The following is a 25,128-nucleotide window of genomic DNA, read 5'->3' on the forward strand; positions in this document are numbered from 1 at the left end:
GACGGGAGCGTGCGTCAAAACAAGGGCTTGGAGCCGTGCCCGTCGCGTCGCGGCCGGGCGGCTCGAAGCGGACAGCGAGGGACCGGCCTTGGCCTCATCCAACGACCGTCGACGGGTGATGCTGCTCACCGGCGCCAGCCGGGGCATCGGGCACGCCACCGTGAAGCGCTTCTCCGCCGCGGGCTGGCGGGTCATCACCTGCTCGCGCCACGCCTTCCCCGAGAACTGCCCCTGGGAGATGGGGCCGGAGGACCACCTCCAGGTCGATCTCGCCGACGCGGCCGACACCGTGCGCGGGGTGCGCGAGGTGGCCGAGCGGCTCGCCGCCGAGGGCGGCCTGCTGCACGCGCTGGTCAACAATGCCGGCATCTCGCCCAAGGGCCCCGGGGGCGAGCGGCTCGGCGCCCTGACCACCGAATACGAGGACTGGGCCCGCGTCTTCCAGGTGAACTTCTTCGCGCCGATCCTGCTGGCGCGCGGCCTCACCGACGAGCTGACCCGGGCGCGCGGCTCGATCGTCAACGTCACCTCGATCGCCGGCTCGCGGGTCCACCCCTTCGCGGGCGCGGCCTACGGCACCTCGAAGGCGGCGCTCGCCGGCCTGACCCGCGAGATGGCCGCGGATTTCGGGCCGCTCGGCGTGCGCGTCAACGCGATCTCGCCCGGCGAGATCGACACCTCGATCCTTTCGCCGGGCACCGACAAGCTGGTGCGGCAGATCCCGCAGCGCCGGCTCGGCACCCCCGACGAGGTGGCCAAGGCGATCTACTTCCTCTGCACCGAGGCCTCCTCCTACGTGAACGGCGCCGAACTCCACATCAACGGCGGACAGCATGTCTGACCGCCGGGCGGCGCCGATCGCGCTGCTGCTGTCGCTGGCCGCCCTCCCCGCCCTCGCGGCGGAGGCCGGAGCGGTCGAGCCGGTGGCGCTGCCCTTCCCGGTCGAGGCGATGCGCGGTCCCGGCAGCGACGTGGCCCTCTCGGTCGCGACCTCGGGGCTGCTGCCGGTCGCCCGCGCCCCCGCCGGCGCCGACCCGAAGGCCGCGGCCGGTGCCGCGCCGCCCTCCGTCGTCGTGGTCTGGGGCGGGGGCGGGGGCGGCGGCGCCGTGCTCAGCCTGGAGGGCGACCGCTTGCGCACCACGCTGATCGGCGCGGAGGCGATCGAGGGATTCGCCGCCGCCGAGACGCCGCGCGGGGCCGTGCCCGGCTCGCGCCGCGCCCTCGACGGCCCCTTGAGCGCCTATCTCACCGGGCCGACCCGGGCGCTGGGCGGCGCGCCGGGCCAGGGCGCCGCCCTCACCCTTCGCGAGCGCCAGCCGCTCGGCGTCACCGCCGAGCCGAAGGCGGTGCCGGTGACGACCCACACCCTCGCGCCGGGCGACGACCGGGTCTTCGCCGGCCGCACGCCCCGCATCGCGCAGATCGACGGCCGTCCGGCGGTGGTGGCCGTGACCGCGCAAGGCACGGCCGGCTCCGGCCTCGCCCTCGCGGTGAAGGCGAAGGACAAGGGCTGGACGCTCGCTGCACAGACGCCGCCGCAGGCCGGCAAGGCGCCGCAGGCCGATGAAGGCCCCGGCGGCGCGCCGCTGTCGCTCGCCGGCATCGCCGATTTCCTTGGCACCGGCCACCCGCAGATCGCCGCGATCCGCGCCCCCGACGGCGAGGGTGGGCTCCAGCTCTGGCGCACCGGCGACGGGGCCTTGACGCTCGCGGGCGAGTGGCCGGGCTATGCCGGCCCGGCGGCCGGCGAGGAAGCCGACCTCGCCGCCCCGGTGCCCCGCGGCGCCGGCACCCCGCCCGACCTCGCCCTGCCGGTCGCGGGCCGCGGATCGCTCGCCGTGCTCTCCCTTGAGGGCGGCGGCCCGCGCGAGCGCTGGCGCGCGGCCCTGCCCGCCCCCGCCGCCCACGGCGTCGCCGTGCTCGAAGCGGGCGGAACCGCCAAGACGATTCTCGTCGGCCTCGCCGACGGGCGCCTCGTCGCGCTGCCGGCGGAGGCGCCGTGAGCGGCTCCCCCCAGGACACCGCTCGGGACGACGGGCGGCTGTTCCCGGCCCGCCCGCTGATCGGCGTGTCGATCGCGGTGATCCGGGACGGCCGCGTGCTGCTCGCCGCCCGCGCCAACGCGCCGATGCGCGGCGTCTGGACCTTGCCGGGCGGGCTCGTCGAGGCCGGCGAAACGCTGGCGGACGCCGCCCTGCGCGAATTGCGGGAGGAGGTCGGCGCGGAGGCCGGGATCGTCGGCCCGAGCCTGACGCCGACCGAGATCATCCTGCGCGACGCGGGCGCGCGCGTCCGCCACCACTACGTCATCCATCCCCATGCCGCCCTCTGGCGCGGGGGCGAGCCGGCGCCGGGGCCGGAGGCGCTCGCCGTGCGCTGGGCGCGTCTCGAAGAGGTCGAAGGCTTGCCTACCACGCCAGGACTGCTCGACACCCTGCGCGCGGCGTTCTTTCGCGTGACGTCGCAGGATGAAGGCTCGGCAGAAGGTTCGGCATGAGGGGTTCGATCGTTCCCCGGCGGCTGCCCGTGAGTCCCCTCTCCCCGCGTGCGGGGAGAGGGGAAACCCGCGGCCGGTCCGGCATGCGGGCGGCATCGTCTCGCGGCCGGGGATCTCTCCCGCCTCGCCTGATCCTCGCCGCCCTGCTCGCCCTGGCCCCGGTGGCGGACGCGTTCGCCCAGCAGCGCCCGGGCCCGGCCAAGTCCGCGCCGAAGCCGCCGGAGAAGGACAGGGAGCCGCCGCCGTCCGAGCCGCCGCCCGCGCCCTACGACCGCGACCTGATGCGGCTCGCCGAGATCGTCGGGGCGCTGGCCTTCCTGCGCCATCTCTGCACCGCGCCCGACGCCGCCGAGTGGCCGGCGCGGATGAAGGCGATCCTCGACACGGAAGGGCTGACGCAGAACCGCCGCGACCGGCTGGCCGGCGCCTACAATCGCGGCTTCCGCGGCTACAGCCTGACCTACCGAGTCTGCACCCCGGCCGCGGGCGAGGCCGCCCGCCGCTTCCTCGCCGAGGGCGAGCGCCTGTCGCACGCCATCGCCGGACGGTTCGGGGGATGAGCGTGGCTGCGACGCATCGCCTGTGGCAAGGGCATCACACTGCGCCGCCGTTGCGAAATTCCTTCGCAATCGAGCCTCCGCGTTAACCTCTTCGCAATTCCCTGCTTCCCGGCCTGTCGAGGCTGCCGTATCGTGGCGATGTCTTGCCGGCACCGTTCCGGCCGAGAAGCGAAGCCGCCCCCGCCATGATCCACGACGCCGACACCGCTCCCTTCGACGCCGATGCGGAGAGCAAGCGCCTCGCGCTCGGCCTCGTGACGGAAGCCTTCGCGGAGGGCTGCCTCGACGGGATCGACGGCGACTGCATGGCCCAGGCCGCCCTGTTCGCGGCCTTCCAGGAACTCGTCGCCACCTACGGCGAGGACGCCACCGCCCGCTACGCCGAGACCCTGCCCGAGCGCATCCGCGGCGGCGGCTTCACCACGACGCTGCAGCACTGAGGCGGGCTGCTCTGTCACACCCGGCCAGCGTCGCGGAACTGGATTGCTTCGGCTGCGCCTCGCAATGACGGAAGAGGCAGACTCACACCGTCATTGCGAGCCGTCAGGCGAAGCAATCCAGCCGCGCGGACCTTTCCGGAAAGGTCGCCGCCGGCCCTATCCCGCCGGCAGCGCCTCCTCGAACACCACCGCCTCGCCCCGCGACGGGTTGGCCAACTCGCCCTGCCACATCACGGGAATGCCGCGCACCAGCGTTCCCACCGGCCAGCCGGTGACGGTGAGCCCGTCATACGGCGTCCAGCCGCATTTCGAGGCGATCCAGTCGTTGCGGATCGTCTCGCGGCGCTTGAGGTCCACCACCGTCACGTCGGCGTCGCAGCCCACCGCCAGCCGTCCTTTCCGGGCGATGCCGAACAGGCGCTTGGGGCCGGCGCTGGTCAGGTCGACGAACCGGGCGAGCGAGAGCCGGCCGGCATTGACGTGGTCGAGCATGATCGGCACCAGCGTCTGCACCCCGGTCATGCCCGAGGGCGAATCCGGGTAGGGCTCGGCCTTCTCCGCAAGCGTGTGCGGCGCGTGGTCGGAGCCGAGCACGTCGACCACGCCGTCGCCGAGCCCGCGCCAGATTCCTTCGCGATGGGCGGCGTCGCGCACCGGCGGGTTCATCTGCACCAGCGTCCCGAGCCGGGCGTAGGCTTGCGCGCCGTCGAGCGTCAGGTGGTGCGGCGTCACCTCGACGCTCGCCACGTCCTTCGCCTCGGCCAGGATCGGCATCTCGTCCATGGTCGAGATGTGCAGGATGTGGATGCGGGCCCCCGTCTCCCGCGCGAGCGCGATCAGCCGCTGCGTGGCCTTCACCGCGACCTCGGGCGAGCGCCAGACCGGGTGCGAAGCGGGATCGCCCGGCACGCGAAGACCTTTTCGCTCACGCAGCATCGGCTCGTCCTCGGAATGGAAGGCGGCGCGGCGGCGGATGCGCTTCAGGATCGCGCGCACGCCGGCATCGTCCTCGACCAGCAGCGAGCCGGTGGAGGAGCCGATGAACACCTTGATCCCGGCCGCCCCCGGCCGCCGTTCGAGCTCCGCCGCCTCCCCCGCATTCTCGTGGGTGCCGCCGACCCAGAAGGCGAAGTCGCAATGCATCCGGTGGTGGGCGCGGGCCACCTTGTCGGCGAGCGCTTCGGCGCTCGTGGTCTGCGGGTTGGTGTTGGGCATCTCGAACACCGCCGTGACGCCGCCCATCACCGCCGCGCGCGAGCCCGTCTCCAGATCCTCCTTGTGGTCGAGGCCGGGCTCGCGGAAATGCACCTGGCTGTCGATCACGCCGGGCAGCAGGTGCAGGCCGCGGCAATCCCGCCGCTCCGCGGCGGCCGCCCGCGAGAGGTCGCCGATGGCGGCCACGCGCCCCGCGCGGATGCCGAGGTCGGCGATCGCCTCGCCGTCGTGGTTCACCAGCGTGCCGCCGGACAGGACGAGGTCCAAAGGTGATTCCATCGGGCTCTCCCGGTTCGCATCGTGCGATTGAGACGAAGGTGAGCGCGGCTTATGTCAGGCGTCTTACGCGCGCAACGCCGCCGTCCTCTCGAGGAGATGCCATGCCGATCGCCCTGCTGCCGGACCGCGCCGTCGTCGCCGTGTCGGGGCCGGACGCGCTCCCCTTCCTGCAAGGCATCCTCACCTGCAACGTCGAGACCCTGCCCGAGGGCGAGGCCCGGCTCGGCGCGCTACTGACGCCCCAGGGCAAGATCCAGTTCGATTTTCTGGTGTCCCGCGCCGGGGACGGCTTTCGGCTCGACGTGGCCGCCGAGCGCGTGGCCGACCTCGTCAAGCGGCTCGGGCTCTACCGCCTGCGCGCCAAGGTGAGCGTCGCCGCCGACCCGACGCCCGGCGTCGCCGCCGCCTGGGCAGGAGCCGAGACCATGGCGGAGACGACCCGTGTCCGCGACGGACGCCTGCCCGCCCTCGGCGAGCGGCTGTACGTCTCGCAAGGCGCCTTCTCGGCGGATGCGACGGAGGACGCCTATCACGCCCACCGCATCGGCCTCGGCGTGCCGGAGGGGGGTCGCGACTTCGCGTTCGGCGACGCCTTCCCGCACGAGGCGCTGATGGACCAGCTCGGCGGCGTGGACTTCCGGAAAGGCTGCTACGTCGGCCAGGAAGTGGTCTCGCGGATGCAGCACCGCGGCACCGCCCGCACCCGCATCCTGCCGCTGGTCTACCGCGACGGCCCGGCCCCGGAGCCCGGCACGGAGGTGACGGCGGGGGCGCGCAGCCTCGGCACCACGGGGAGCGCGGCGGGGAATCGCGGGCTCGCCACGATCCGCCTCGACCGCCTCGGCGACGCGCTGGCCGCCGGCGAGCCGGTGCGGGCCGGCGGCGCGGTCGCGGGCGTGGGCAAGCCCGATTTCGCCAGCTTCGCCGTCCCCGCCGACACGGCCGCCGCCGGATGAGCGCGGACGCGAGCGGTCTCGTCATCCATCCCGACGGCTGCCCGCGCTGCTGGTGGCCGGGGCTCGACCCTCTCTACGTCGCCTATCACGACACCGAGTGGGGCGTGCCGGAATACGATTCCCGCGCCTTGTACGAAAAGCTGATCCTCGACGGGTTCCAGGCGGGGCTCTCCTGGATCACCATCCTGCGCCGCCGCGAGGGGTTCCGCCGGGCCTTCGAGGGGTTCGCGCCGGAGCGCGTCGCCCGCTTCACCGACGCCGATGTCGAGCGGCTGATGGGCGACGCCGGCATCATCCGCAACCGCGCCAAGATCCGCGGCGCGATCGCCGGCGCGCGGGCGTGGCTCGCCATCGAGGAGGCGGGACCGGGCTTCTCGCCCTTCCTCTGGGATTTTTGCGACGGCCGGCCGATCCGGACCGACGCGGCCACCCGCGCCGCGATCGCCACGGAGACGGACGTGTCCCGCCGGATGGGCAAGGCCCTGAAGGCCAAGGGCTTCACCTTCTGCGGGCCCACCATCGTCCACGCCTTCATGCAGGCGGTCGGCATGGTCAACGACCATCTCACCGGCTGCCACCGCCACGCCGCGTGCGCCGCCCTCGGCGAGGACCGCCATCCGTGAGTGTCGCCGCGGGGACTTCCAAGAAACCGGTGCGGGCGTGGCAGCGGATGCTGTCGGGCCGGCGGCTCGACCTGCTCGACCCCTCGCCGCGCGATGTCGAGATCGGCGACATCGCCCACGGGCTCGCCCGCGTCGCCCGCTGGAACGGGCAGACGGCGGGGCCGCACGTCTTCTCCGTGGCGCAGCACTCGCTGCTGGTCGAGGCGATCGGCGGCGCCCTCGACCCCCGGCTCGGGGCGCCCGAGCGGCTCGAACTGCTGCTGCACGACGCGCCGGAATACGTCATCGGCGACATCATCTCGCCCCTGAAGAACGCCATCGGCGACGCCTATCGCAGCGTCGAGCGGCGCCTGCTCGCGGCGATCCGCCAGCGCTTCGGCCTCACCGCCCCCTCCCCGGCGCTCGCCCGCCTCGTCAAGCGCGCCGACCGGATCGCCGCCGCGATCGAGGCGACCCGGCTCGCCGGGTTTTCGGAGACCGAGGCCGACGGGATCTTCGGGCGTCCCCCGGCCTTGCCGGAGGTCTTTCGCGATGAGATCGAGCGGCTGATCGCCGGCCGGCCGACCGCGGAGGCGCAGGCGTGCTATCTCGCCCGCTTCGAGGCGCTCCGGCGCGGGGCGTGAGAGCCTGTTTGACCGGCCGCCGTGTCTTGGCAACGGCAAGACGAGAGGAAGATCATACTCCCATCCCCACCCTCATCCTGAGGTGCCGGAGCGGAGCGGAGACCTCGAAGGGGGCTCCAGGAATCGCGCGGAACCTGGAGCACCCTTCGAGGCCGCTCACGCGGCACCTCAGGATGAGGGGCGAGAGGGGATCACTACAGTCAAACAGGCTCTGAGACGGTTGTCGGGCGATCGCCTCAGGTCTTGCCGCACTCCGTCATCGCGAGCGGTAGCGAAGCGATCCAGGGCGCGACTTCTCCGTATGATGCGGCGCGCTGGATTGCTTCGGCTTCGCCGCGCAAGGACGGAAAGAGGCACCGAAACGATCAAGCGGATACCATGAGACTTCCAAAAAAATGCCGAGCCTCCACGTCTGCCCCCTCTCGCGCCTGCCCGACACGATCGCGGCCAGCGGGGCGAGCCATCTCGTGACGCTGGTCACCCCCGGCAGCGCGGTGGAGCGCCCGGCCGAGATCTCTCCGGAGCACCACCTGCGGGTGGCGTTCAGCGACATCGTCGCGCCGTTGGACGGCCATCGGCCGCCGGGCGAAGAGCATGTCCGGGCGGTGCTCGACTTCGTGCAGGCCTGGCCGCGCGAAAACCCGATGGTGATCCACTGCTATGCCGGCATCAGCCGCTCCACGGCGGCGGCTTTCGCCGCGGCCTGCGCCCTGCGGCCGGACCGGGACGAGGCGGCACTCGCTCATGAGCTGCGCCGGCGCGCGCCGAGCGCCACGCCGAACCGCCTGTTCGTGGCGATCGCCGACCGCCTGCTCGGGCGCGCGGGCCGGATGAGCGCCGCCGTCAGCGGGATCGGCCGGGGCGCCGAGGCGTTCGAGGGGACGCCGTTCCGGCTCGACCTGGAATGAGGGAACGGGGCGCTTCCGCCCCCTCCGGTCGGTCGCACGCAATCGACCCGGACTTGTGCGACCGCACCGCGCCCGTCATAACCCGCCCCAAAGGGGATCCGGGATGAACGCTCACACACCCGACGCGCCTGCGGAGGAGATCGCGGCGAAGACGCCGGACGACCTGCCGTTCGAGCGGGCGATGGAGCAGCTCGAAGAGATCGTGCGCCGCCTGGAGCGGGGCGACGTGCCCCTCGACGAGTCGGTGGCGATCTACGAGCGCGGCGAGGCGCTCAAGCGCCATTGCGAGGCCCTGCTGAAGCGGGCCGAGGCGCGCATCCAGAAGATCGCGATCGGGCCGGACGGCCGGGCCGCCGGCACCGCGCCGCTCGACGTCGAGTAGGCGGCCGGATGCGGCTTCGATCTCGGGAACACTCATCGCGCGCAAGGATTTGCGCGCCGTTTTTTACTGCGGACATGAGGCTGGTCCGGTGGCACTAGCGGACACGACGATCCTCGAAGGTCTTGAGACGCCGGATCGTCTCCGGCTTCTGCCGGAGGGCGAGTTGCAGCGGGTGGCCGACGCGGTGCGCGCCGAGATGATCGACGCGGTCTCGATCACCGGGGGGCATCTCGGCTCGGGGCTCGGCGTGGTCGAACTGACGGTCGCGCTGCACCACGTGTTCGACACCCCCGACGACCGCATCGTCTGGGACGTCGGGCACCAGTGCTACCCGCACAAGATCCTGACCGGGCGGCGCGACCGCATCCGGACGCTGCGCCAGGGCGGCGGGCTGTCGGGCTTCACCAAGCGCTCGGAGAGCGCCTACGATCCCTTCGGCGCGGCGCATTCCTCCACCTCGATCTCGGCCGCGCTCGGCATGGCGGTCGCCCGCGACCTCGACGCGGCGCAGGCGAAGGCCAGGGGCGAGGCGCAGCCGAAGCGCCGCAACATGGTGGCGGTGATCGGCGACGGCTCGATGTCGGCGGGCATGGCCTACGAGGCGATGAACAACGCCGGCGCCCTGCACTCGCGCCTGATCGTCATCCTCAACGACAACGACATGTCGATCGCGCCGCCGGTCGGCGCCATGTCGGCCTACCTCGCAAGGCTCGCCTCGGGCGGCACCTACCGCTCCTTGCGCGAGACCGCCAAGCAACTGGGCAAGCTCCTGCCCAAGGCGCTCTACCAGCGCGCGGCGGCAGCCGAGGAATACGCCCGCTCGCTGATCGTCGGCGGCGGGACGATGTTCGAGGAGATGGGCTTCCACTACGTCGGCCCGGTCGACGGGCACAACCTCGACCACCTGCTGCCGGTGCTCAAGAACGTGCGCGACTCGGACCAGGGCCCGATCCTGCTCCACGTGGTGACGCGGAAGGGCAAGGGCTACGCGCCGGCCGAGGCCTCGGCCGACCGCTACCACGGCGTGGTCAGGTTCGACGTGGTGTCGGGGATCCAGGCCAAGGCCAAGGCCAACGCCCCGGCCTATACCCGGGTGTTCGGCGAGAGCCTGATCAAGGCGGCGGACGCCGATCCGAAGGTGGTGGCGATCACCGCGGCCATGCCCGGCGGCACCGGCATCGACCTGTTCGGCAAGGCGCACCCGGACAGGACGTTCGACGTCGGCATCGCCGAGCAGCACGCGGTGACCTTCGCCGGCGGCCTGGCGACGGAAGGCTGCAAGCCGTTCGTGGCGATCTACTCGACCTTCCTGCAGCGGGCCTACGATCAGGTCGTGCACGATGTCGCGCTTCAGAACCTGCCGGTGCGCTTCTGCCTCGACCGGGCGGGCCTGGTCGGCGCGGACGGGGCGACCCATGCGGGCGCGTTCGATCTGGCCTATCTGTGCTGCCTGCCGAACATGACGGTGATGGCGGCCGCCGACGAGGCGGAGCTGGTGCACATGGTGGCGACCGCCCACGCGCACGACGCGGGGCCGATCGCGCTGCGCTATCCCCGCGGCGAGGGCGTGGGCGTCGAGCTGCCCGAGCGGGGCGAGCCTCTGGCGATCGGCCGGGGCCGCGTGGTGCGGCGTCCGGAGGGGGCGCGGGTGGCGCTGCTGTCGCTCGGCACGCGTCTGTCGGAGGCGCTGAAGGCGGCCGACGCGCTGGAGGCCGAGGGCGTGGCGGCGAGCGTGGCGGATGCGCGCTTCGCCAAGCCGCTGGACGCGGAACTGATCGTGGATCTGGCGAACAGCCACGAGGTTCTGGTGACGGTGGAGGAGGGCTCGGTCGGCGGCTTCGGCGCACAGGTGCTGCACCTGCTGTCGGAGCGGGGCGTTCTGGATGCGGGCCGGGTCAGGGTGCGCACCCTGACCCTGCCCGATGCGTACCAGGACCACGACAAGCCCGAAAGGATGTACGCCGAGGCCGGGCTCGATGCCGACGGCATCCGCAACGCCGTCCGCGACGCCATGCCGGAGAAGCCGGCGCAGCGCGAGGGCAGCGTGGTGAGCCTGAAGCGGTAACGGCTCACGGACCCCGCTCCCCTCCGCGGGAGAGGGCGGCCCCCGAGGGGGTCGGGTGAGGGGAGCGACGCTTCGGATGGACCTGAGCCGGCCCCGCTCCCGCCTCGCATCCGCGAGGCACCCTCCCCCGCAGAGGGAGGGTTGAAGGGTCGCCCCCTACTTGATCACCGCGCAGGCGATGCGCGGACCCGCGCCGCCGATCGGCTGGCTGGTATGGTCGTCCTCGTTGGCGTGGATGATCAGCGCCGAGCCGTCGCCGTCGCGCAGGCCCCCCTCGCCGGTCAGCGGGGTCTCGCTCGACACCTCCGCGTTCACCGAGCCGTCGGCGTTGGCGTAGACGTTGGGCAGGTCGCCCTCGTCCGGCCCGTCGGCGTTGAGCAGGCCGTGCTTGCTCTGGTCGTGGTTCACGTGGGCCTTCGACTTCTCGAACTTCTCAAGGTCCGAGCAGTCGCCGACCGCGTGGAAGTGGATGCCGTGCCAGCCCGGGGGCAGGCCGCCGGTCTGAATCGTCACCCGCATCACCAGGGAGTTCGCCCCGTCGCGGATCATGATCTTGCCGATGGTCTCGCCCTTGCCGTTGGTGATCCCGCTCTCGTAGGTCTGCGGCGCACCGGCGGTCTCGGTCTTGGCGGGCGGCTGGGCCGGCTCCTTCTGGGCGTTCTGGGCGAGCGCGGGCCAGGCGAGGCCCGCGAGCAGGGCCGCGGCCGCAGGAACACGCAGGGACGTGCGTCGGGTCGCAGGCGTCGTCGCCGCTGGCATGATGGCACCTCTCATGAGCTGATCGTCTCCCTTGCCGGTCTCCTTGCCGGCCCCTTCGGGCCCGCGCGGTCGCTTGAGGCGCCGCGGGATGCGGGCTACCCGGCAGAGGCGGGCGACCGGCCTCGCGCGACGCGAAACGGCTTCCGGAACATCGTCTTTTCAGACAAGCCGGCAACCACCTTTCGGGACGATACTCTCGGTTTTTGATTGTGCATCGTCTTTTCAGACACGCCGGCAGCCACCTTTCGGGACGATGCTCTCGGTAAGGCAAAGCCGCGCCCTTCGACAGGGGCGGGCCGGACCGCCCCATCACGATGACGCGGCGGCGCTTCCGCCGGAGGAGGATCCATGACGGGCGAGCGGCGGCGCGCCGACCGGTTCCTGGTCGAGCGCGGGCATTTCCGCAGCCGGGCGCAGGCGCGGGCGGCGATCGAGGCCGGCCTCGTCAGCGCCGACGGCCGCCTCGTGACGCGGCCGTCCGACCCGATCGGGGAGGGCGCGCGGATCGAGGCGTCGGCCCCGCATCCTTACGTCTCCCGCGGCGGCCTCAAGCTCGCCGCGGCGCTCGACGCCTTCGGCCTCGACCCCACCGGCCTGCCCTGCCTCGATGTCGGCGCCTCGACCGGGGGCTTCACCGACGTGCTGCTGCGCCGGGGCGCCGCGCATGTCCACGCCGTCGATGTCGGCCGCGACCAGCTCGACGCGTCCTTGCGCGCCGACCCGCGGGTGACCAGCCTGGAGGGCACCGACATCCGCGCCCTTCCCCCCGGCGCGATCGCCCCCGCTCCGCGGCTCGCCACGATCGACGTGAGCTTCGTCGGCCTGCGGCTGGTCCTGCCGACGGTCGCCGCGCAGCTTTCCGAAGAGGCGGCGATCGCCGCGCTGATCAAGCCGCAATTCGAGGCCGGGCGCGAGCGGATCGGGCGCGGCGGCATCGTGCGCGACGCGGAAGTCCATGCCGAAGTCTGCGAGGGCGTGCGCGCCGTGCTCGCCGGCCTCGGCTTCACCGTGGCGGGGCCGATCCCCTCCCCCATCGAAGGTGGCGACGGCAACAGGGAATTCCTGGTCGCCGGCCGCCGCAACGCCCATGACTGAGAGCCTGTTTGACCGGCCGACATGTCTTCGCCAAGCAACGGCAAGAAGGCCATGCTCCCATCCCCACCCTCATCCTGAGGTGCCGCGTGAGCGGCCTCGAAGGGTGTTCCGGATCCCCGCGCGATCCCTGGAGCACCCTTCGAGGCCTCCGCTGCGCTCCGGCACCTCAGGATGAGGGGCGAGATGGGATCACCGCTGTCAAACAGGCTCTGAATCGATGACCGACACCCCCGACGAGACCCTGACCATCGCCCGGCTCGGCGCCCGCGGCGACGGCCTCGCCGCGGACGGCCTGCCCGTGCCCGGCGCCCTGCCCGGCGAGCGCGTTCGCGTGCGCCGCGAGGGCCGCATCGGCGCGCTTCGCGCCGTGGAGGCGGCCTCCCCGGAGCGGATCGCGCCGTTCTGCCCCTCCTTCCCGGCCTGCGGCGGCTGCGCCGTGCAGCACCTCGCCCCCGATCCTTACGCGGACTGGAAGCGCGGCATCGTCGTCCAGGCGCTGGCCCAGGCGCGCATCGAGACCGAGGTCGCGGCCCTCGTCGATGCCCGGGGCATGGGGCGGCGGCGGATCACCCTGCACGTGCGGGAGATCGAGGGCCGGGCGCGGGCCGGGCTGATGGCCGCGCGCAGCCACGCGCTGGTGCCGATCGCGCATTGCCCGATCACCGTGCCGGGCCTGCACCGGGCGCCCGCCGTGGCGGAAGCGCTCGCCGCCCCGCTCGGGCACGGCCGCAAGCCGCTGGACGTCGCCGCCACCGCGACCGCGGCGGGGCTCGACGTGGACATCCGCGGCCACGGGCCGGTGAGCGAAGGCGTGCGCGGCGTCCTCACCCGGCTCGCCGGGGAACTCGACCTCGCCCGGCTGTCGATCCACGGCGACGTGGTGGTCGAGCGCCGCCCGCCGGCCGTCGGCGCGGGGCCGGCCCGGCGCGTGCCCCCGCCCGGCGGCTTCCTCCAGGCGACCGAGGCCGGCGAGGCGGCCCTGACCGCCCTGGTGCTGGAAGCCGTCGAGGGCGGAAAGAAGGTGAAGCGGCTCGCGGACCTGTTCTGCGGCAGCGGCCCCTTCGCCCTGGCGCTCGCCGCCGGGGGGCGGGAAGTCCACGCGGTCGAGGGCGAGGCCGCCTCGATCACCGCCCTCACCCGCGCCTACCGGGCCGGGGCCGGCCTCGGGCGGATCACCCCCGAGGCCCGCGACCTCTATCGCCGCCCCCTGCTCGGGCCGGAGCTCGACGCGCTCGACGCCCTGGTGTTCGACCCGCCGCGGGCCGGGGCCGAGGCCCAGGCGCGCCGGATCGCGGAGGCGAAGCTGCCCCTCGTCGTCGGCGTCGCCTGCGATCCCGGCACCTTCGCCCGCGACGCGGCGACCCTGATCGGCGGCGGCTACCGGCTGGAGCGGGTCACGCCGGTCGACCAGTTCGCGTGGTCCGGCCATGTCGAGCTGGTCGGGGTGTTCCGCAAGGACGTGCGCAAGGGGGGCGGCAAGGGGAGCGACACGGGATCGGGCCGGACGCTGCGGCGCCCGCGCTAAGGCATTGTCCAGAAAGGTGGTGACCGGCTTGTCCGAGAAGACGATGCGAAATCAGGAATCGTGAGCATCGTCCCGAAAGACGGTTTCAAATCATCCCGTTTCGGATCGATCGCTTCGGGTTTCGCCCCACTCCGTCATCGCGAGCGCTGGCTGTGGATTGATGCAGCCTGTGAGGCCGCGAGGAGCGGTCCTGCAGTCACCTCGGTCACGCCGAGAGCTCGGATCACATCGGCCACACTTTGACCTTGCGCGATCAACACGTCCGCCGGCCGCAGCTTGGCGACCACGTCCTCGGGCTTGTGCCGCTTCGTTCCCATCGGTCCGTCCTCGTCCTGGCCCGCAGGCCATACCTCAGGGCGGACCACTCATGTGGGGGCCGATCAAAGCTACAGCGCGCCCGGGGCAGGACGGCGGCGGGGATGGCGGAAGCGGATGGGAATCGAACCCACCCTACGCTGTTGGCGTAGCACTGGTTTTGAAGACCAGGGGGGCCACCAGGCCCCGTTCGCCTCCGATTCCGGATCTAGCACGGCGGCGCGTGGAAGGCACCGCGACACGGGGGCACAAACGCGTCAGGCAGGCACGCGTGCCTCAAGGGACGCGAGGAAGCCCGGCTCGTCCTCGAGCGTGCGCAGGTCGAGGCGCAGCGCTCCGTCGGAGATCCGGCCCACCACCGGCACCGGCAGGGCCCGCAGCGATGCGGCGAGGCGCTTGAGCCAAGCCCCCTCCCCCCGGCGCCCGGCGGACGGCGGCGGCCGGAACGCGAGGCAGGCGCTCGGCAGGGTCTCGACGGGGAGCGCGCCGGAGCCGATCTGGCTGGTGCAGGGCTCGACCGTGACCCGCGCGCCCTCCCCCATGCGTTCGGCCACGGCCGGCCGCAGGCGCTCGGCCTGGGCGGCGATGTCGGCCTGCGCCCGCGTCAGCAGGCGCAGGGTCGGCAGCCGCTCGTGCAGGCGCTCGGGATGCAGGTACAGGCGCAAGGTCGCCTCCAGCGCGGCGTAGGTCATCTTGTCGACCCGCAGCGCGCGCTTGAGCGGGTTCTTGCGCACGCGGGCGACGAGGTCGCGCCGGCCCGCGACGATCCCGCACTGGACCGCGCCGAGCAGCTTGTCGCCGGAGAAGGTGACGAGATCGGACGTGGCCAGCGCCGCGCGCACGGTCGGCTCCGGCGGCAGGCCGTAGGCGGAGAAGTCGATCAGGTTGCCGCTGCCGAGATCGACCGCGAAGGGCACGCCCCGCTCGCCGCAGAGGCGGTGGAGGTCGCCCTCGGAGACGGCCGCGGTGAAGCCCCGGATCGCGTAGTTGCTGGCATGCACCTTCATCACCAGGCCGGTGCGGGGACCGATCGCCTCCTCGAAATCGCGCCGATGCGTGCGGTTGGTGGTGCCGACCTCGCGCAGGCGGCAGCCGGCCCGGGCCATCACGTCGGGCACCCGGAAGGAGCCGCCGATCTCGACGAGTTCGCCGCGGGAGACGACGACTTCCTTGCGCATCGCCAGCGCGTTGAGCACGAGCAGGACGGCCGCCGCGTTGTTGTTGACGACGACCGCCGCCTCCGCCCCGGTGAGCCGGCAGACCAGCGCCTCGACATGGTCGTCGCGCTCGCCCCGCTCGCCGCGCTCCAGATCGAATTCGAGGTTCGAGGCCCCCGTCATCACCGCGGCCACCGCCCGCGCCGCCTCCGGCGGCAGGGGCGCGCGGCCGAGATTGGTGTGCAGCACGGTCCCCGTCAGGTTGAAGACCGGGCGCAGCGAGGGCCGGTTCTCCGCCTCCAGGCGCCCCTCGGCGCGGGCGAGCAGCGCGTCCGCGCCCGCCGGTTCGGTGCGGCCCTCGCGGATCTCGGCGAGGACCGCGCGGACGGCGTCGGTCAGCGCCCGGCGCCCGTAGGTCGCGGTCGCGGCGGCGGCGGCCTCGTGCGTGAGCAGGCGCTCGACGGACGGGGGACGGTCGGGCGGGGGAGCGCTCATGTCAGGGCTTTTCGCGGGTGGGCCGGGCGCATCTCAACCGCCCTCGGGCGCGGCAAGCGGCCGCGACAGCCGCGTCGGCAGGGTCGCGATCCGCAGCGCACGCCGCAGGCGGCGGGAGAGCGCCTCGACGGCCATGGTGAGCAGCATGGTGGCGAGGATGAGCACGAGCGCCACGTCGATGCGCAGTTCGCTGATCGCGGCATCGACGTGGAAGCCGAGCGTCGCGACCCCGAGCAGCCCGAGGATCGCGCCCTCGCGCAGGATCAATTCCCAGCGGTACAGGCAATAGGCCAGGAACTGGCCGTAGAGCCGCGGCAGCGTCTCGTAGGCGTAGAGGTTGAGCCCTGTCGGCGCGTCGAGCCGGTCTTCGAGCCCGTCGGCATGGCGGCCCATCAGAGTGCCGACGATGCCGGCATTGTGGATCGCCAGCGCCAGGATCGCCGGCAGCATCGACGGCCCGATGAGCTGCAACAGGAGGTAGGCCAGCATGTATTCCGGGGTCGAGCGGACCACCACGAGCAGCGTCCGCCCGAGCGGCCGGCCGAGGCGCCCGGAGAAGCGGCGGGCGGTGAGCGGGAACAGCGCCAGGGCGCCGAGCGCGCTCGCCACCAGCGCGATCTGCGCCAGCACCAGGGTCTGCACCGTTCCCGGCAGAATCTGCTGCGTCAGGATCGGCCGGAACCAGCCCCACAGCCGCGTCCAGGTGTCGGGATCGGCGAGCGCGCCCTCGCGCGGCGGCGCCGGCACGATCGCCTGGGTGAAGAAACGGACGAGCCCGGCGCCGACACCGGTGGTTCCGACCGTGGCCGGCAGGGCGAACAGGCTTGCCGCGACGAGAACCGGCAGCGTGCGCGCCCGGACCCAGATCCGGCGGGTGCCGATCAGCGCGTAGAACACGAGGAGGAGCGCCGCCGCCTCGCCGTAGCGGCCCTGGCGGAAGGCGGATTCGAGGTGGAAGCCCATCGTCGGCAGGCCGATGAAGCCCAGCACCAGGGTCGAGCGCAGGCCGCACTCGAAGCGGTAGAGGGTGTAGTGGCGCAAGGCGGCGGCCACCTCCGGCAGGCGGGCATAGGCGAAGGCCGAGACGGTGCCCGTGCCCGGCGGCAGTACCCGTAAGCCCGAAAGGTCGGCCTCCTCGATGATCTCGGAATAGACCTTGGCGCAGATGCCGGCATAGGGCAGCGCGATCGCCAGAAGCCCGGTCGTGGCCGAGAGCCCGAAGACCTGCATCAGCAGCAGCGCCCAGAACAGTTCGTGCACGGCGCGAAAGCCCGCGCAGACGAGGCGCACGGCCCGCGAGCGCGGATAGACCAGGGCGAGCCCGAAGCCGGCCGTCGCGCCGAGGCCGACGCCGAGCACGGCGAAGGCCACCGTATCGGCGATGCCGGCCGGCACCACGGCGGCGAAGTCGGGCCGGAGCAGCCCGGCGAGCAGCCGGCGCAGGTCCGCCCACGGATCGAGGCTCGCCACGCGCAGGTCGGCGACGAACAGCGCCGCAACGGCCGCGGCGGCGAAGCCCGCGCTGGCGGCGCGATAGCTCAGGGGCTGCCGGAGGAGGCCGACGCTCACGGCGGCGGCTCGTAGAAGCGCGCCAGCGCCGCCGCGTCGAGGTCGCGCGCGGGGGCGTCGAGGACGATGCGGCCGGACGCGAGCACGACGATCCGCTGCGCGAAGGCGAGCGCCAGGGGCACGTCGTGCAGCGCCAGGATCAGGGTCTCGTGGCGTTCGCGCAGCCGCTCCAGCACCGCGGCGCCCTGCCGCCGGTCGAGGGCGGAGACCGGCTCGTCGCCGAGCAGGATCGGACGGCCGTTGTAGAGCGCGCGGGCGATCGACACGCGCTGCTGCTGGCCGCCGGACAATTCGCCCGCCCGCGCCCAGAGCGTGTCGGCGAGACCGACGCATCCCAGCACGCCGCGCACCGCCTCGACGTCGGCGCGGGCCGGGCGGACCAGGGTGCGCAGGTTGTGCAGGGTCGAGCGGCGGTCGAGCCGGCCCATATAGACGTTGTGGAAGACGGAGAGCGGACGCACCAGGGCCGCCGCCTGCGGCACCAGGGCGATGTCGCGGGCGGCTTGCGCGTGGATCAGGCCGATCAGCGTCGACTTGCCGGCGCCCGAGCGGCCGAGCAGCGCCACCCGCTCTCCCGCCCGGATCGTCAGGTCGATGCCCGTGAGCACGGTCCGGCCGCGATAGGCGGCCGAGGCGTCGGCGAGCACGATCGGGGGATGGGGCAAGGCCGGCCCGGAAGAAATCAGTCGAGCAGGCCGGTTTCGCGGCCGACCTGTTCCAGGGGCGCGTAGGCGGCGTTGTCGACGGGGACGAATTTCGAGCGGCCGAACGGCGCCAGGATCACCGGATCGTCGAGGCCGATCAGCGCCTGCCGCAGCCGCTCGGTGAAGCCGGCGCCGTAGGTCGCCTCGACATCGCCGCGCACGGTCCACTGGTAGTCGGGAAAGGGCGGGCTCTCCCAGATCACGCGGACCGCCGCCGGATCGACCTTGCCGGCCTTGGTCTCGAGATCCCAGACGGAAAAATCGACCGCACCGACCGCGAAGGCGCCGGACTGGACGAGCTGGATCGTGCGGCTGTGGTCGCCGGAGAAGCCGACGCGGGAAAACACCTGCTCCGGCGTGCGGCCGGGGAAGGCCTGCCGGATGAAGAAGTCCGGCATCAGCCGCCCCGAGGTCGAGGCGCGCGCGCCGAAGGTGAAGGTTTTTCCCTCGATCGCCTTCGGGAAGTCCCTCGAGGCGTCGAGGCCGGCCCGCGTGTTGGCGATGAGGTAGGTCCTGAAGGCGGCGTCCTCCGCTCCTTGCGCGATCGCCCGGGCGCCCGGCACGGCCCGACGGGCCTGGACGCCGGTGAAGCCGCCGAACCATGCGAGCTGCACCTGCCCGTTGGTGAAGGCCGTCACCGCGGCCGGGTAGCTCTTCACCGGGATGTAGCGCACCGGCACCCCGAGCTTGGCTTCGAGCGCGCGCGCGACCTTGCCGAAGCGCTCGACGAGGCGGCTCTCGTCCTGATCGGGGATGCCGGTGAAGACGAGGGGCGGCTTGGCGCCTTCCTCCGCGGCGGAGGGCGCGGGGGCCACGACGCTCCGGGCGAGCACGGCGAGCATCGTGACGGCGGCAAACCGCGCAATCATATCGGAAACTCCGACGATCTGGCACCCTTCGGGCGGGACGCCGCCCGGTGCGGACCTCGACTTGAGCGATCGCGGCTCTTTGCATCGAGCGACGATACGCTTCTTCCAACAGGACGCGCGCGACTTACAAAGGGGCGAATGGTCGCGACACGCCCGCTCGATCACGCATCCACAGGAGACGACGCCATGGACGAGAAACCGGTGCGCCTGAGCGCGCTCGCCCACGGCGGCGGCTGCGGCTGCAAGCTCGATCCGGGCGTCCTGCGCCGGCTGCTCGCCGACCAGCCCGCGGCCGGGCCGTTCGAGCGCCTCCTCGTCGGCAACGAGACCTCGGACGACGCCGCCGTCTGGGCGCTCGACGACGGCACCTGCGTGATCGCCACCACCGACTTCTTCATGCCGATGGTGGACGACGCCTTCGATTTCGGCCGCATCGCCGCGACCAACGCCATCTCCGACGTCTACGCCATGGGCGGACGGCCGATCATGGCGCTCGCGATCCTCGGCATGCCGGTGGGCAAGATCGCGCCGGAGACCGTGGCCGAGATCCTGAAGGGCGGCGCGAGCCTCTGCGCCGAGGCCGGCATCCCCGTCGCGGGCGGCCATTCCATCGACACGCCGGAGCCGATCTACGGGCTCGCCGTGATCGGCACCTGCCGCCGCGAGGACGTGCGCCGCAACGCCGATGCCCGGGCGGGCGACGCGCTGATCCTGACCAAGCCGCTGGGCGTCGGGGTCTATTCCGCGGCGATCAAGCGCGCGGCGCTGTCGCGGGAGGACTATGCCGCCTTCATCGACACCACGACGCGGTTGAACCGCATCGGCGCCGATCTGGCGAAGGACGCAGGCGTCCACGCCATGACCGACGTGACCGGTTTCGGGCTCCTCGGCCACGGGCTCGAACTCGCCCGGGCCGGCGGCGTGCGCGTGGTGATCGAGGCGGATCGCGTGCCGGTGCTCGCCCGGGCCGAGGGGCTCGCGCGGGACGGCTTCGTCACCGGCGCCTCGCACCGCAACTGGGCCGCCTACGGCGAGGCGGTGACGCTGCCCGACGCCTTCCCCGAGTGGCGCCGCCACCTGCTCGCCGACCCGCAGACCTCCGGCGGCCTGCTCGTCGCCTGCGCGCCCGAACGGGCCGGGGCGCTGCTCGCCGCGATCCGGGCCGGCGGCTTCGCCCAGGCGGCGGTCGTCGGGCGGATCGAGGCCGCCGCTCCGGGTCTTCGGGTGAACTGATCCGGGGGCCGTCGCGGTCCGGAAACGCCACGGTGCCGGCAGGGATGCAGCTCAGAGTGCCTGACGAAACGCCCGGTCACCGGTCGTCTCCCCTTCTCGGGCGCGGCGGCACAGCGGGCGTTTCGTGAGAGACCCTCATTCCGCCCCCTCCCCCAGGATCACCCGGCGGTCGCCGATGCGGCGGGTGAAGCGGACCGCGTCGAGGTGTTCGAGCAGCGGGATCGAGAATTTTCGCGAGATGCCGAGCGCCGCACCGGCCTCCTTGGCGAGGAAGCCCGGCGCCTCGGTTCCGAATTCCGCCGCGAGCCGGGTCCTGCCGGTCTGGATCGCCTCGCGATGGAACAGGATCGCGCGCTTCTGCACCCGGTCGACCGCGCGGATCAGCGTGCCCGAGGCCAGCAGGTATTTCAGCGCCTGCTGGCGGCGGAGGTCGCGGCCGACCGCCTCGCTCTCGTCGGGCGGCGTGAGGCCGCCCTTCCGGAACAGGGCCTCCAGGGCCCGCACGTGCTCGGTCTCGTTGCGCGCCGGATCGAAATCCGCACGCCGGAACAGCGGCCCCGCCTGCACCGCCTCGCGGGTGCCGACGAGATCGCGCAGCGCCGCCGAGACGATCCCCTCGTCCTGCCGCACCGCGCGGGCGAGCCGGTCGAGGGTGAGCCCGTGCTCCATCGGGTGGTCGCGGTGATGCCGGCCGAGCGCGTCGAGCAGGGCGGCGCGCAGGGTTGCGAAGGCGGGGCCGCCGAGGAAGCGGTCGCCGATCTCGCGCGCGCCGATCTCGGCGAGACCGCGCCGGACCCGATCGGGGGCGATGCCGACGAGCCGGGCGAGGTCGATCAACGGTGCGCCCGCGGCCCCCTCGCGGGCGAGCCGGGCCGCGAGGATCTCCTTCGGCCGCCCCTCGGCCAGCACCGCCAGTTCGGCCAGGACCCGCGCGTCGTTGCGGCGGCGGCGGCGCGAGAGCGGATCGAGCACCCGTCCGCCGGCGATGGTGGCCGGCGGCGCGTCGCTGCGCAGGATGAACGGCTCGCGGGCCGGCACCGCCACGTCCTCCTCCGCCTGGACCTGCGCCGGCGCCGTCTGCCCCGGCTCCAGCACGTCGCGGTCGAGCAGGCGCAGACGCACGCTCACCTCCGCCGTGCCGGCGAGCAGGCGCGCCCGCGTCCCGCTCGGCAGCGGATCGGCGCCCGCGACGGCCGAGAGGCCGACATCGATCCAGCGCCCGGCCTCCAACAGGTCGGGGGCGGCGAGCGCCTGGCCCCGGTGCAGGTCGGCCCGTTCGACGCCGCGCAGGGCGACCGCCGTGCGCCGGCCGAGTTCGGCGCTCTGGACCGGGCGGCCGTGGATCTGAAGGCCGCGCACCGTGGCGACGGCGCCGCCCGGCATCACCGCGACCCGGTCGCCCACGGACAGACGCCCGCGGCGCAGCGTCCCCGTCACCACCGTGCCGAAGCCGGGGCGTGCGAAGACGCGGTCGACCGGCAGGTAGGGGAAGCCGTCGTCCCGGGCGGCGGGCGCCGCGCGCAGCAGGGCGGCGAGCGCGGCGTCGAGGTCGCCCAGGCCGGTGCCGGCGACGACCGAGGTCGGCACCACGGTGACGGCCTCGAGCCCGGCCCGCGCGGCGATGCCCGCGACCTCCGCCGTCCGCGCGGCGATGGCCTCCGGCCCGACGAGGTCGCACTTGGTCAGCGCGACCACGCCGCGGCGCACGCCGATCAGGCGGGCGATCTCCAGATGCTCGATCGTCTGCGGCTTCAGTCCCTCGCGGGCATCCACCGCGAGCAGCACCGCCCGCATGCCGGTGGCGCCGGAGACCATCGCCCGCACGAAGCGCTCGTGGCCGGGCAGGTCGATCAGGTCGATCTCGCCCTCCTCACCCGCCGGCCGCAGCAGGGCGAAGCCCGGCACGATCGAGACGCCGCGCTGCTTCTCCTCCTTGAGCCGGTCCGTGTCGGTGCCGGTGAGCGCGCGCACGAGCGCGGTCTTGCCGTGATCGACATGGCCGATCACGCCGACGAGGAGCGATTTCTTCGCTGCAGGGATGCCGCGATCCGGAATGGGCAAGGTCGAACGATCTCGATGGTCAGGACATCGGACGCCGCGCGGCGGGCGCGGCCTCGACGGCTCAACTCACGAACAGCAGGTTCAGCCCCGCCTTGCGGAAGCCCGCCTCGGCGATCTTCAGGTCGAGGCCGTAGGAGGCGATGTCGTCGGCCACCGGGTCGAGGGCCGCGTCCCGGTGCTGGTGCAGGTGCTTGAGGTAGCTGTGGCAGGCCGTGCAGGTCTCGACCTGAACGTCCTTCGAGACCTCGTCGAGGCCGTAATAGCTCACGCCCTCGCCCGAGCCGCAGGCGGTGCAGCGGATGCGCACGTGGTTCCACAGCGTGCCGCATTGCGAGCAGGACAGGTAGCGGGCCTTGTCGGCCGGGGTCCAGCCGACGATCAGGCTCGCGGTCGGGGCGCCGCCGCAGGCCGGGCAGACGCCGTCGGCGACGGGCTTGAGCGCCGTCCGGCCGAGCGCCGCGGCGCAGGCCGCGAGATGGACCTGAAGCCCGGCGGCGACGAACACGCATTCGGCGATCCGTTCCACCGGGAACGCGCCCTCGAAGATCTGCGTCGCGAGGTCGAGCCGGTCCTCCGCGCTCGCGGCGCGCAGGCCGTCGCGGGCCGCCGCCGCCTCGGCCGGAGCGCCCGTCAGATCGACCGCCGCGATCAGCGCGTCGATGCAGGCGAGGCAGGCGGGATCGTCGGTGACGAGGTTGCGGGCGAGCGCCGGCATGCCGTGCTCCAGCCGCAGGTCGAGGTCGGTCGGCGGGACGGGCGCGATCGCCCGTCCCGCCTGCACCTTCGCCTGCGCCTCGGCGACGCGGGCCATGAAGCCGAGATAGGCGCCGAGCGCGTGACCGGGGGCGAGGGCCGCGAAGCGCTTGGCCCGCTCCGCGAACAGGCGCGCGGGGTCCGGCAGCCGCACGAAGGGGACCGAGCCGGAAATGCCGATCTGGTCGGGATCGGGCTGGATCTCGCGGGGGCGGCGCTCCGGCCGCGGCGCGTCGGAGACGGCATCGCCCGCGCTCGCGGGCGTGCGCTTGAAGAAACGGGCCAAGGTTCGCGTGCTCCGGATCAGCCGCCGCGCTTGTCGACCGAGCCGGTCTTCACCGGGCGCTCGCCGACGATCTGACGGAGCCACTTGCGGTGATGGCGGTAGGCCCAGCCGCCCGTGACCGTCCCGCGCACCATCGCCCGGCCGGTGCCGCGCACCCAGATGCCGGCATAGACGTGCACGACGATGATGGCGATGGCGACGACGGCGGCCAGCGAATGGGCGAGCAGGGCCCAGCGCTTCGTCTCGATGGTGGTCAGCGGGTAGAAGTACTGGTCCCAGATCACGAGGCCGGTGACGAACATGATCAGGATCAGCGCGGTCTGGCCCCAGAACACGCCCTTCTGGCCGGCATTGTACTTGCCGAGTTCCGGCAGCCGGTCCTCGCGGTTGGTCACCACGTCGCCGATGCGCTTCGACCACTCGACATCGTCCCGGTTGGGGATGTTGAGGCGCCAGAACCGGACGAACAGCAGCGCGAAGCTCGCCATCAGCGCCACGCCGAACCACGGGTGGATCGCCCGCGTCGCTTGGCCCCCGCCGAACAGGCCGGTGAGCGCGAACAGGTAGGGCGTGAACATCGCCAGCCCCGAGAGGGTCAGCAGCGTGAACAGGATCGCGGTGATCCAGTGGTTGACGCGCTGCACGCCGGTGTAGCGCGGGACGTACATCACCTCCGGCGCGTCCGACCTCACCTCCCGGATGGGGCGGGATTCGCCGTCGCGGAGATCCGTGTGGATGGTCATGGCCGACTTCGACTCGACGATTCGAACGAGGGACGCGCCCGCGACGGGCGCGTCCCGAGGGGTTCAGGCGGAGGGGCGGTTCTCGCCCCGGTCGTGGCCGGAGGCGTGGCCGCGGCCGTCCTTCATGTCGATGGCCTCCTCCTCCTCCTCCGGCGCCACCTCGTTGGGGCCGGCGGTGACGTAGTGGAAGAAGCCCGCCAGCGCGGCGAAGCCCATGGTGGCGAGGCCGAACACCTTGGCGCCGCCCTTCCAGAAGGCGACCAGGGCCGAGATCTTCGGATCGTCCGGCAGGCCGTTGTAGAGGTGCGGCTTGTCGTTGTGGTGCAGCACGTACATCACGTGCGTGCCGCCGACGCCCTTGGGATCGTACAGGCCGGCCTGATCGAAGCCGCGGGACTTGAGGTCCTCGACCCGGTCGTACGCCTGCTCGACCATCGCCTCCTTGGTACCGAACATGATCGCGCCGGTCGGACACGACTTGGCGCAGGCCGGCGCCTGGCCGACCGCGACCCGGTCCGAGCACAGGGTGCACTTGTAGGCCTTGTTGTCGGTCTTCGAGATGCGGGGAATGTTGAAGGGGCAGCCCTTCACGCAGTAGCCGCAGCCGATGCAGTGATCCTCGACGAAGTCGACGATGCCGTTGGAGTACTGCACGATCGCGCCGGGCGACGGGCAGGCCTTGAGGCAGCCCGGCTCGGTGCAGTGCATGCAGCCGTCCTTGCGGATCAGCCATTCGAGGTGGTTGGTCTCCGGGTTCTCGTACTCGGTGAACCGCATCAGGGTCCACGACTTCGGGGTGAGGTCGTGGGGGTTGTCGTAGACGCCGACATTGACGCCGACGTCGTCGCGCAGGTCGTTCCACTCCTCGCACGCCGCCTGGCAGGCCTTGCAGCCGATGCACTTGGAGACGTCGATGAGCTTGGCGACCTCTTCGTGCCGCCGGATCGCCGGCGCCGTCTCGGTGGAGGCGGAGCGCTGGCGGATGTCGAGGGAGCTGTAGTCTGCCATGTCTCAGC

24 protein-coding genes, 1 tRNA gene and 1 pseudogene are annotated in these 25,128 nt (G+C 72.9%); 14 read left to right on the forward strand and 12 right to left on the reverse strand.

The window, feature by feature from the left end; translation table 11 throughout:
* Positions 1 to 118 precede the first annotated feature (118 nt).
* The 5 genes from PGN25_00290 to PGN25_00310 all read left to right on the forward strand — a co-directional run bounded on the left by PGN25_00290 (position 119) and on the right by PGN25_00310 (position 3,497).
* Positions 119 to 841, forward strand: coding sequence for an SDR family NAD(P)-dependent oxidoreductase (locus PGN25_00290; protein MEH3116094.1), 723 nt, complete (start codon positions 119 to 121; stop codon positions 839 to 841).
* Entirely contained in the window at positions 834 to 2,003 is a 1,170-nt protein-coding gene (locus PGN25_00295) for a hypothetical protein (GenBank protein MEH3116095.1), read from the forward strand. Before PGN25_00290 ends, PGN25_00295 begins: the two co-directional genes overlap by 8 nt.
* A complete protein-coding gene (locus PGN25_00300) occupies positions 2,000 to 2,497 on the forward strand; it encodes an NUDIX hydrolase (GenBank protein MEH3116096.1) in 498 nt (165 codons plus the stop codon). The genes PGN25_00295 and PGN25_00300 overlap by 4 nt, the downstream gene beginning before the upstream one ends.
* Positions 2,498 to 2,580: 83 nt before the next feature.
* Positions 2,581 to 3,057, forward strand: coding sequence for a TIGR02301 family protein (locus PGN25_00305; protein ID MEH3116097.1), 477 nt, complete (start codon positions 2,581 to 2,583; stop codon positions 3,055 to 3,057).
* A gap of 185 nt (positions 3,058 to 3,242) precedes the next feature.
* Positions 3,243 to 3,497 (forward strand): hypothetical protein, encoded by a 255-nt coding sequence (locus PGN25_00310; GenBank protein MEH3116098.1) that lies wholly within the window; start codon positions 3,243 to 3,245, stop codon positions 3,495 to 3,497.
* A gap of 156 nt (positions 3,498 to 3,653) precedes the next feature.
* On the opposite strand, the gene PGN25_00315 is transcribed toward PGN25_00310, so the two are convergent.
* A complete protein-coding gene (locus PGN25_00315) occupies positions 3,654 to 4,991 on the reverse strand; it encodes a dihydroorotase (protein MEH3116099.1) in 1,338 nt (445 codons plus the stop codon).
* A gap of 101 nt (positions 4,992 to 5,092) precedes the next feature.
* On the opposite strand from PGN25_00315, the gene PGN25_00320 reads away from it, so the two are divergent.
* The 6 genes from PGN25_00320 to dxs all read left to right on the forward strand — a co-directional run bounded on the left by PGN25_00320 (position 5,093) and on the right by dxs (position 10,548).
* The gene (locus PGN25_00320; protein MEH3116100.1) at positions 5,093 to 5,947 is read left to right on the forward strand and encodes a folate-binding protein YgfZ; all 855 of its coding nucleotides are present in this window, start codon (positions 5,093 to 5,095) and stop codon (positions 5,945 to 5,947) included.
* Positions 5,944 to 6,570 (forward strand): DNA-3-methyladenine glycosylase I, encoded by a 627-nt coding sequence (locus PGN25_00325; GenBank protein ID MEH3116101.1) that lies wholly within the window; start codon positions 5,944 to 5,946, stop codon positions 6,568 to 6,570. The genes PGN25_00320 and PGN25_00325 overlap by 4 nt, the downstream gene beginning before the upstream one ends.
* Positions 6,567 to 7,193, forward strand: a complete 627-nt coding sequence (locus tag PGN25_00330; GenBank protein ID MEH3116102.1) for an HD family hydrolase — start codon at positions 6,567 to 6,569, stop codon at positions 7,191 to 7,193. Before PGN25_00325 ends, PGN25_00330 begins: the two co-directional genes overlap by 4 nt.
* Before the next feature lie 395 nt (positions 7,194 to 7,588).
* On the forward strand, positions 7,589 to 8,101 hold the full coding sequence (locus tag PGN25_00335; protein MEH3116103.1) for a protein tyrosine phosphatase: 513 nt from the start codon (positions 7,589 to 7,591) through the stop codon (positions 8,099 to 8,101).
* A 103-nt stretch (positions 8,102 to 8,204) separates the two neighbouring features.
* Positions 8,205 to 8,483 (forward strand): exodeoxyribonuclease VII small subunit, encoded by a 279-nt coding sequence (locus PGN25_00340; GenBank protein MEH3116104.1) that lies wholly within the window; start codon positions 8,205 to 8,207, stop codon positions 8,481 to 8,483.
* 88 nt (positions 8,484 to 8,571) lie between these two features.
* Complete coding sequence (dxs, locus tag PGN25_00345; protein ID MEH3116105.1) at positions 8,572 to 10,548, forward strand: 1-deoxy-D-xylulose-5-phosphate synthase; 1,977 nt, start codon at positions 8,572 to 8,574, stop codon at positions 10,546 to 10,548.
* A 156-nt stretch (positions 10,549 to 10,704) separates the two neighbouring features.
* Here dxs and PGN25_00350 read toward each other — a convergent pair whose 3' ends face one another.
* A complete protein-coding gene (locus PGN25_00350) occupies positions 10,705 to 11,307 on the reverse strand; it encodes a superoxide dismutase family protein (protein ID MEH3116106.1) in 603 nt (200 codons plus the stop codon).
* A 348-nt stretch (positions 11,308 to 11,655) separates the two neighbouring features.
* Here PGN25_00350 and PGN25_00355 point away from each other — a divergent pair, with 348 nt between their 5' ends.
* Both PGN25_00355 and PGN25_00360 read left to right on the forward strand, forming a co-directional pair.
* Positions 11,656 to 12,402, forward strand: coding sequence for a TlyA family RNA methyltransferase (locus tag PGN25_00355; protein ID MEH3116107.1), 747 nt, complete (start codon positions 11,656 to 11,658; stop codon positions 12,400 to 12,402).
* Positions 12,403 to 12,619: 217 nt separating this feature from the next.
* Entirely contained in the window at positions 12,620 to 13,927 is a 1,308-nt protein-coding gene (locus tag PGN25_00360) for an RNA methyltransferase (protein ID MEH3116108.1), read from the forward strand.
* Positions 13,928 to 14,121: 194 nt separating this feature from the next.
* Here the strand turns inward: PGN25_00360 and PGN25_00365 are convergent.
* The 6 genes and pseudogenes from PGN25_00365 to PGN25_00390 all read right to left on the reverse strand — a co-directional run bounded on the left by PGN25_00365 (position 14,122) and on the right by PGN25_00390 (position 19,036).
* Positions 14,122 to 14,244 (reverse strand): annotated as a pseudogene (locus PGN25_00365) (IS3 family transposase).
* Between the two features lie 103 nt (positions 14,245 to 14,347).
* A tRNA-Sec gene (locus PGN25_00370) sits at positions 14,348 to 14,440 on the reverse strand.
* A gap of 59 nt (positions 14,441 to 14,499) precedes the next feature.
* Positions 14,500 to 15,894, reverse strand: a complete 1,395-nt coding sequence (selA, locus tag PGN25_00375) for an L-seryl-tRNA(Sec) selenium transferase (protein ID MEH3116109.1) — start codon at positions 15,892 to 15,894, stop codon at positions 14,500 to 14,502.
* A 33-nt stretch (positions 15,895 to 15,927) separates the two neighbouring features.
* Positions 15,928 to 17,463 (reverse strand): ABC transporter permease, encoded by a 1,536-nt coding sequence (locus PGN25_00380; protein MEH3116110.1) that lies wholly within the window; start codon positions 17,461 to 17,463, stop codon positions 15,928 to 15,930.
* A complete protein-coding gene (locus tag PGN25_00385) occupies positions 17,460 to 18,128 on the reverse strand; it encodes an ATP-binding cassette domain-containing protein (GenBank protein ID MEH3116111.1) in 669 nt (222 codons plus the stop codon). The genes PGN25_00380 and PGN25_00385 overlap by 4 nt, the downstream gene beginning before the upstream one ends.
* Before the next feature lie 17 nt (positions 18,129 to 18,145).
* Entirely contained in the window at positions 18,146 to 19,036 is an 891-nt protein-coding gene (locus tag PGN25_00390; GenBank protein ID MEH3116112.1) for a putative selenate ABC transporter substrate-binding protein, read from the reverse strand.
* A 186-nt stretch (positions 19,037 to 19,222) separates the two neighbouring features.
* Between PGN25_00390 and selD the strand changes: the two genes are divergently transcribed.
* Complete coding sequence (gene selD / locus PGN25_00395; GenBank protein ID MEH3116113.1) at positions 19,223 to 20,269, forward strand: selenide, water dikinase SelD; 1,047 nt, start codon at positions 19,223 to 19,225, stop codon at positions 20,267 to 20,269.
* A gap of 135 nt (positions 20,270 to 20,404) precedes the next feature.
* Here the strand turns inward: selD and selB are convergent, their stop codons facing one another.
* The 4 genes from selB to fdxH all read right to left on the reverse strand — a co-directional run bounded on the left by selB (position 20,405) and on the right by fdxH (position 25,120).
* Positions 20,405 to 22,330, reverse strand: a complete 1,926-nt coding sequence (gene selB, locus PGN25_00400) for a selenocysteine-specific translation elongation factor (protein MEH3116114.1) — start codon at positions 22,328 to 22,330, stop codon at positions 20,405 to 20,407.
* Between the two features lie 61 nt (positions 22,331 to 22,391).
* Positions 22,392 to 23,369 (reverse strand): formate dehydrogenase accessory protein FdhE, encoded by a 978-nt coding sequence (fdhE, locus tag PGN25_00405; protein ID MEH3116115.1) that lies wholly within the window; start codon positions 23,367 to 23,369, stop codon positions 22,392 to 22,394.
* Positions 23,370 to 23,386: 17 nt separating this feature from the next.
* The gene (locus PGN25_00410; protein MEH3116116.1) at positions 23,387 to 24,112 is read right to left on the reverse strand and encodes a formate dehydrogenase subunit gamma; all 726 of its coding nucleotides are present in this window, start codon (positions 24,110 to 24,112) and stop codon (positions 23,387 to 23,389) included.
* A 63-nt stretch (positions 24,113 to 24,175) separates the two neighbouring features.
* The gene (fdxH, locus tag PGN25_00415; protein MEH3116117.1) at positions 24,176 to 25,120 is read right to left on the reverse strand and encodes a formate dehydrogenase subunit beta; all 945 of its coding nucleotides are present in this window, start codon (positions 25,118 to 25,120) and stop codon (positions 24,176 to 24,178) included.
* Between the last annotated feature and the right edge of the window lie 8 nt (positions 25,121 to 25,128).

Source organism: Methylorubrum populi (genome assembly GCA_036946625.1).
Taxonomy (GTDB): Bacteria; Pseudomonadota; Alphaproteobacteria; order Rhizobiales; family Beijerinckiaceae; genus Methylobacterium; species Methylobacterium populi_C.

Coding starts and splice junctions, on each gene's coding strand:
- PGN25_00290 (MEH3116094.1), top strand. CDS start 119: ATGCTGCTCACCGGCGCCAGCCGGGGCATCGGGCACGCCACCGTGAAG.
- PGN25_00295 (MEH3116095.1), top strand. CDS start 834: ATGTCTGACCGCCGGGCGGCGCCGATCGCGCTGCTGCTGTCGCTGGCC.
- PGN25_00305 (MEH3116097.1), top strand. CDS start 2,581: ATGCGGGCGGCATCGTCTCGCGGCCGGGGATCTCTCCCGCCTCGCCTG.
- PGN25_00310 (MEH3116098.1), top strand. CDS start 3,243: ATGATCCACGACGCCGACACCGCTCCCTTCGACGCCGATGCGGAGAGC.
- PGN25_00315 (MEH3116099.1), bottom strand. CDS start 4,991: ATGGAATCACCTTTGGACCTCGTCCTGTCCGGCGGCACGCTGGTGAAC.
- PGN25_00320 (MEH3116100.1), top strand. CDS start 5,093: ATGCCGATCGCCCTGCTGCCGGACCGCGCCGTCGTCGCCGTGTCGGGG.
- PGN25_00325 (MEH3116101.1), top strand. CDS start 5,944: ATGAGCGCGGACGCGAGCGGTCTCGTCATCCATCCCGACGGCTGCCCG.
- PGN25_00335 (MEH3116103.1), top strand. CDS start 7,589: ATGCCGAGCCTCCACGTCTGCCCCCTCTCGCGCCTGCCCGACACGATC.
- PGN25_00340 (MEH3116104.1), top strand. CDS start 8,205: ATGAACGCTCACACACCCGACGCGCCTGCGGAGGAGATCGCGGCGAAG.
- PGN25_00350 (MEH3116106.1), bottom strand. CDS start 11,307: ATGCCAGCGGCGACGACGCCTGCGACCCGACGCACGTCCCTGCGTGTT.
- PGN25_00355 (MEH3116107.1), top strand. CDS start 11,656: ATGACGGGCGAGCGGCGGCGCGCCGACCGGTTCCTGGTCGAGCGCGGG.
- PGN25_00360 (MEH3116108.1), top strand. CDS start 12,620: ATGACCGACACCCCCGACGAGACCCTGACCATCGCCCGGCTCGGCGCC.
- selA (MEH3116109.1), bottom strand. CDS start 15,894: ATGAGCGCTCCCCCGCCCGACCGTCCCCCGTCCGTCGAGCGCCTGCTC.
- PGN25_00390 (MEH3116112.1), bottom strand. CDS start 19,036: ATGATTGCGCGGTTTGCCGCCGTCACGATGCTCGCCGTGCTCGCCCGG.
- selD (MEH3116113.1), top strand. CDS start 19,223: ATGGACGAGAAACCGGTGCGCCTGAGCGCGCTCGCCCACGGCGGCGGC.
- PGN25_00410 (MEH3116116.1), bottom strand. CDS start 24,112: ATGACCATCCACACGGATCTCCGCGACGGCGAATCCCGCCCCATCCGG.
- fdxH (MEH3116117.1), bottom strand. CDS start 25,120: ATGGCAGACTACAGCTCCCTCGACATCCGCCAGCGCTCCGCCTCCACC.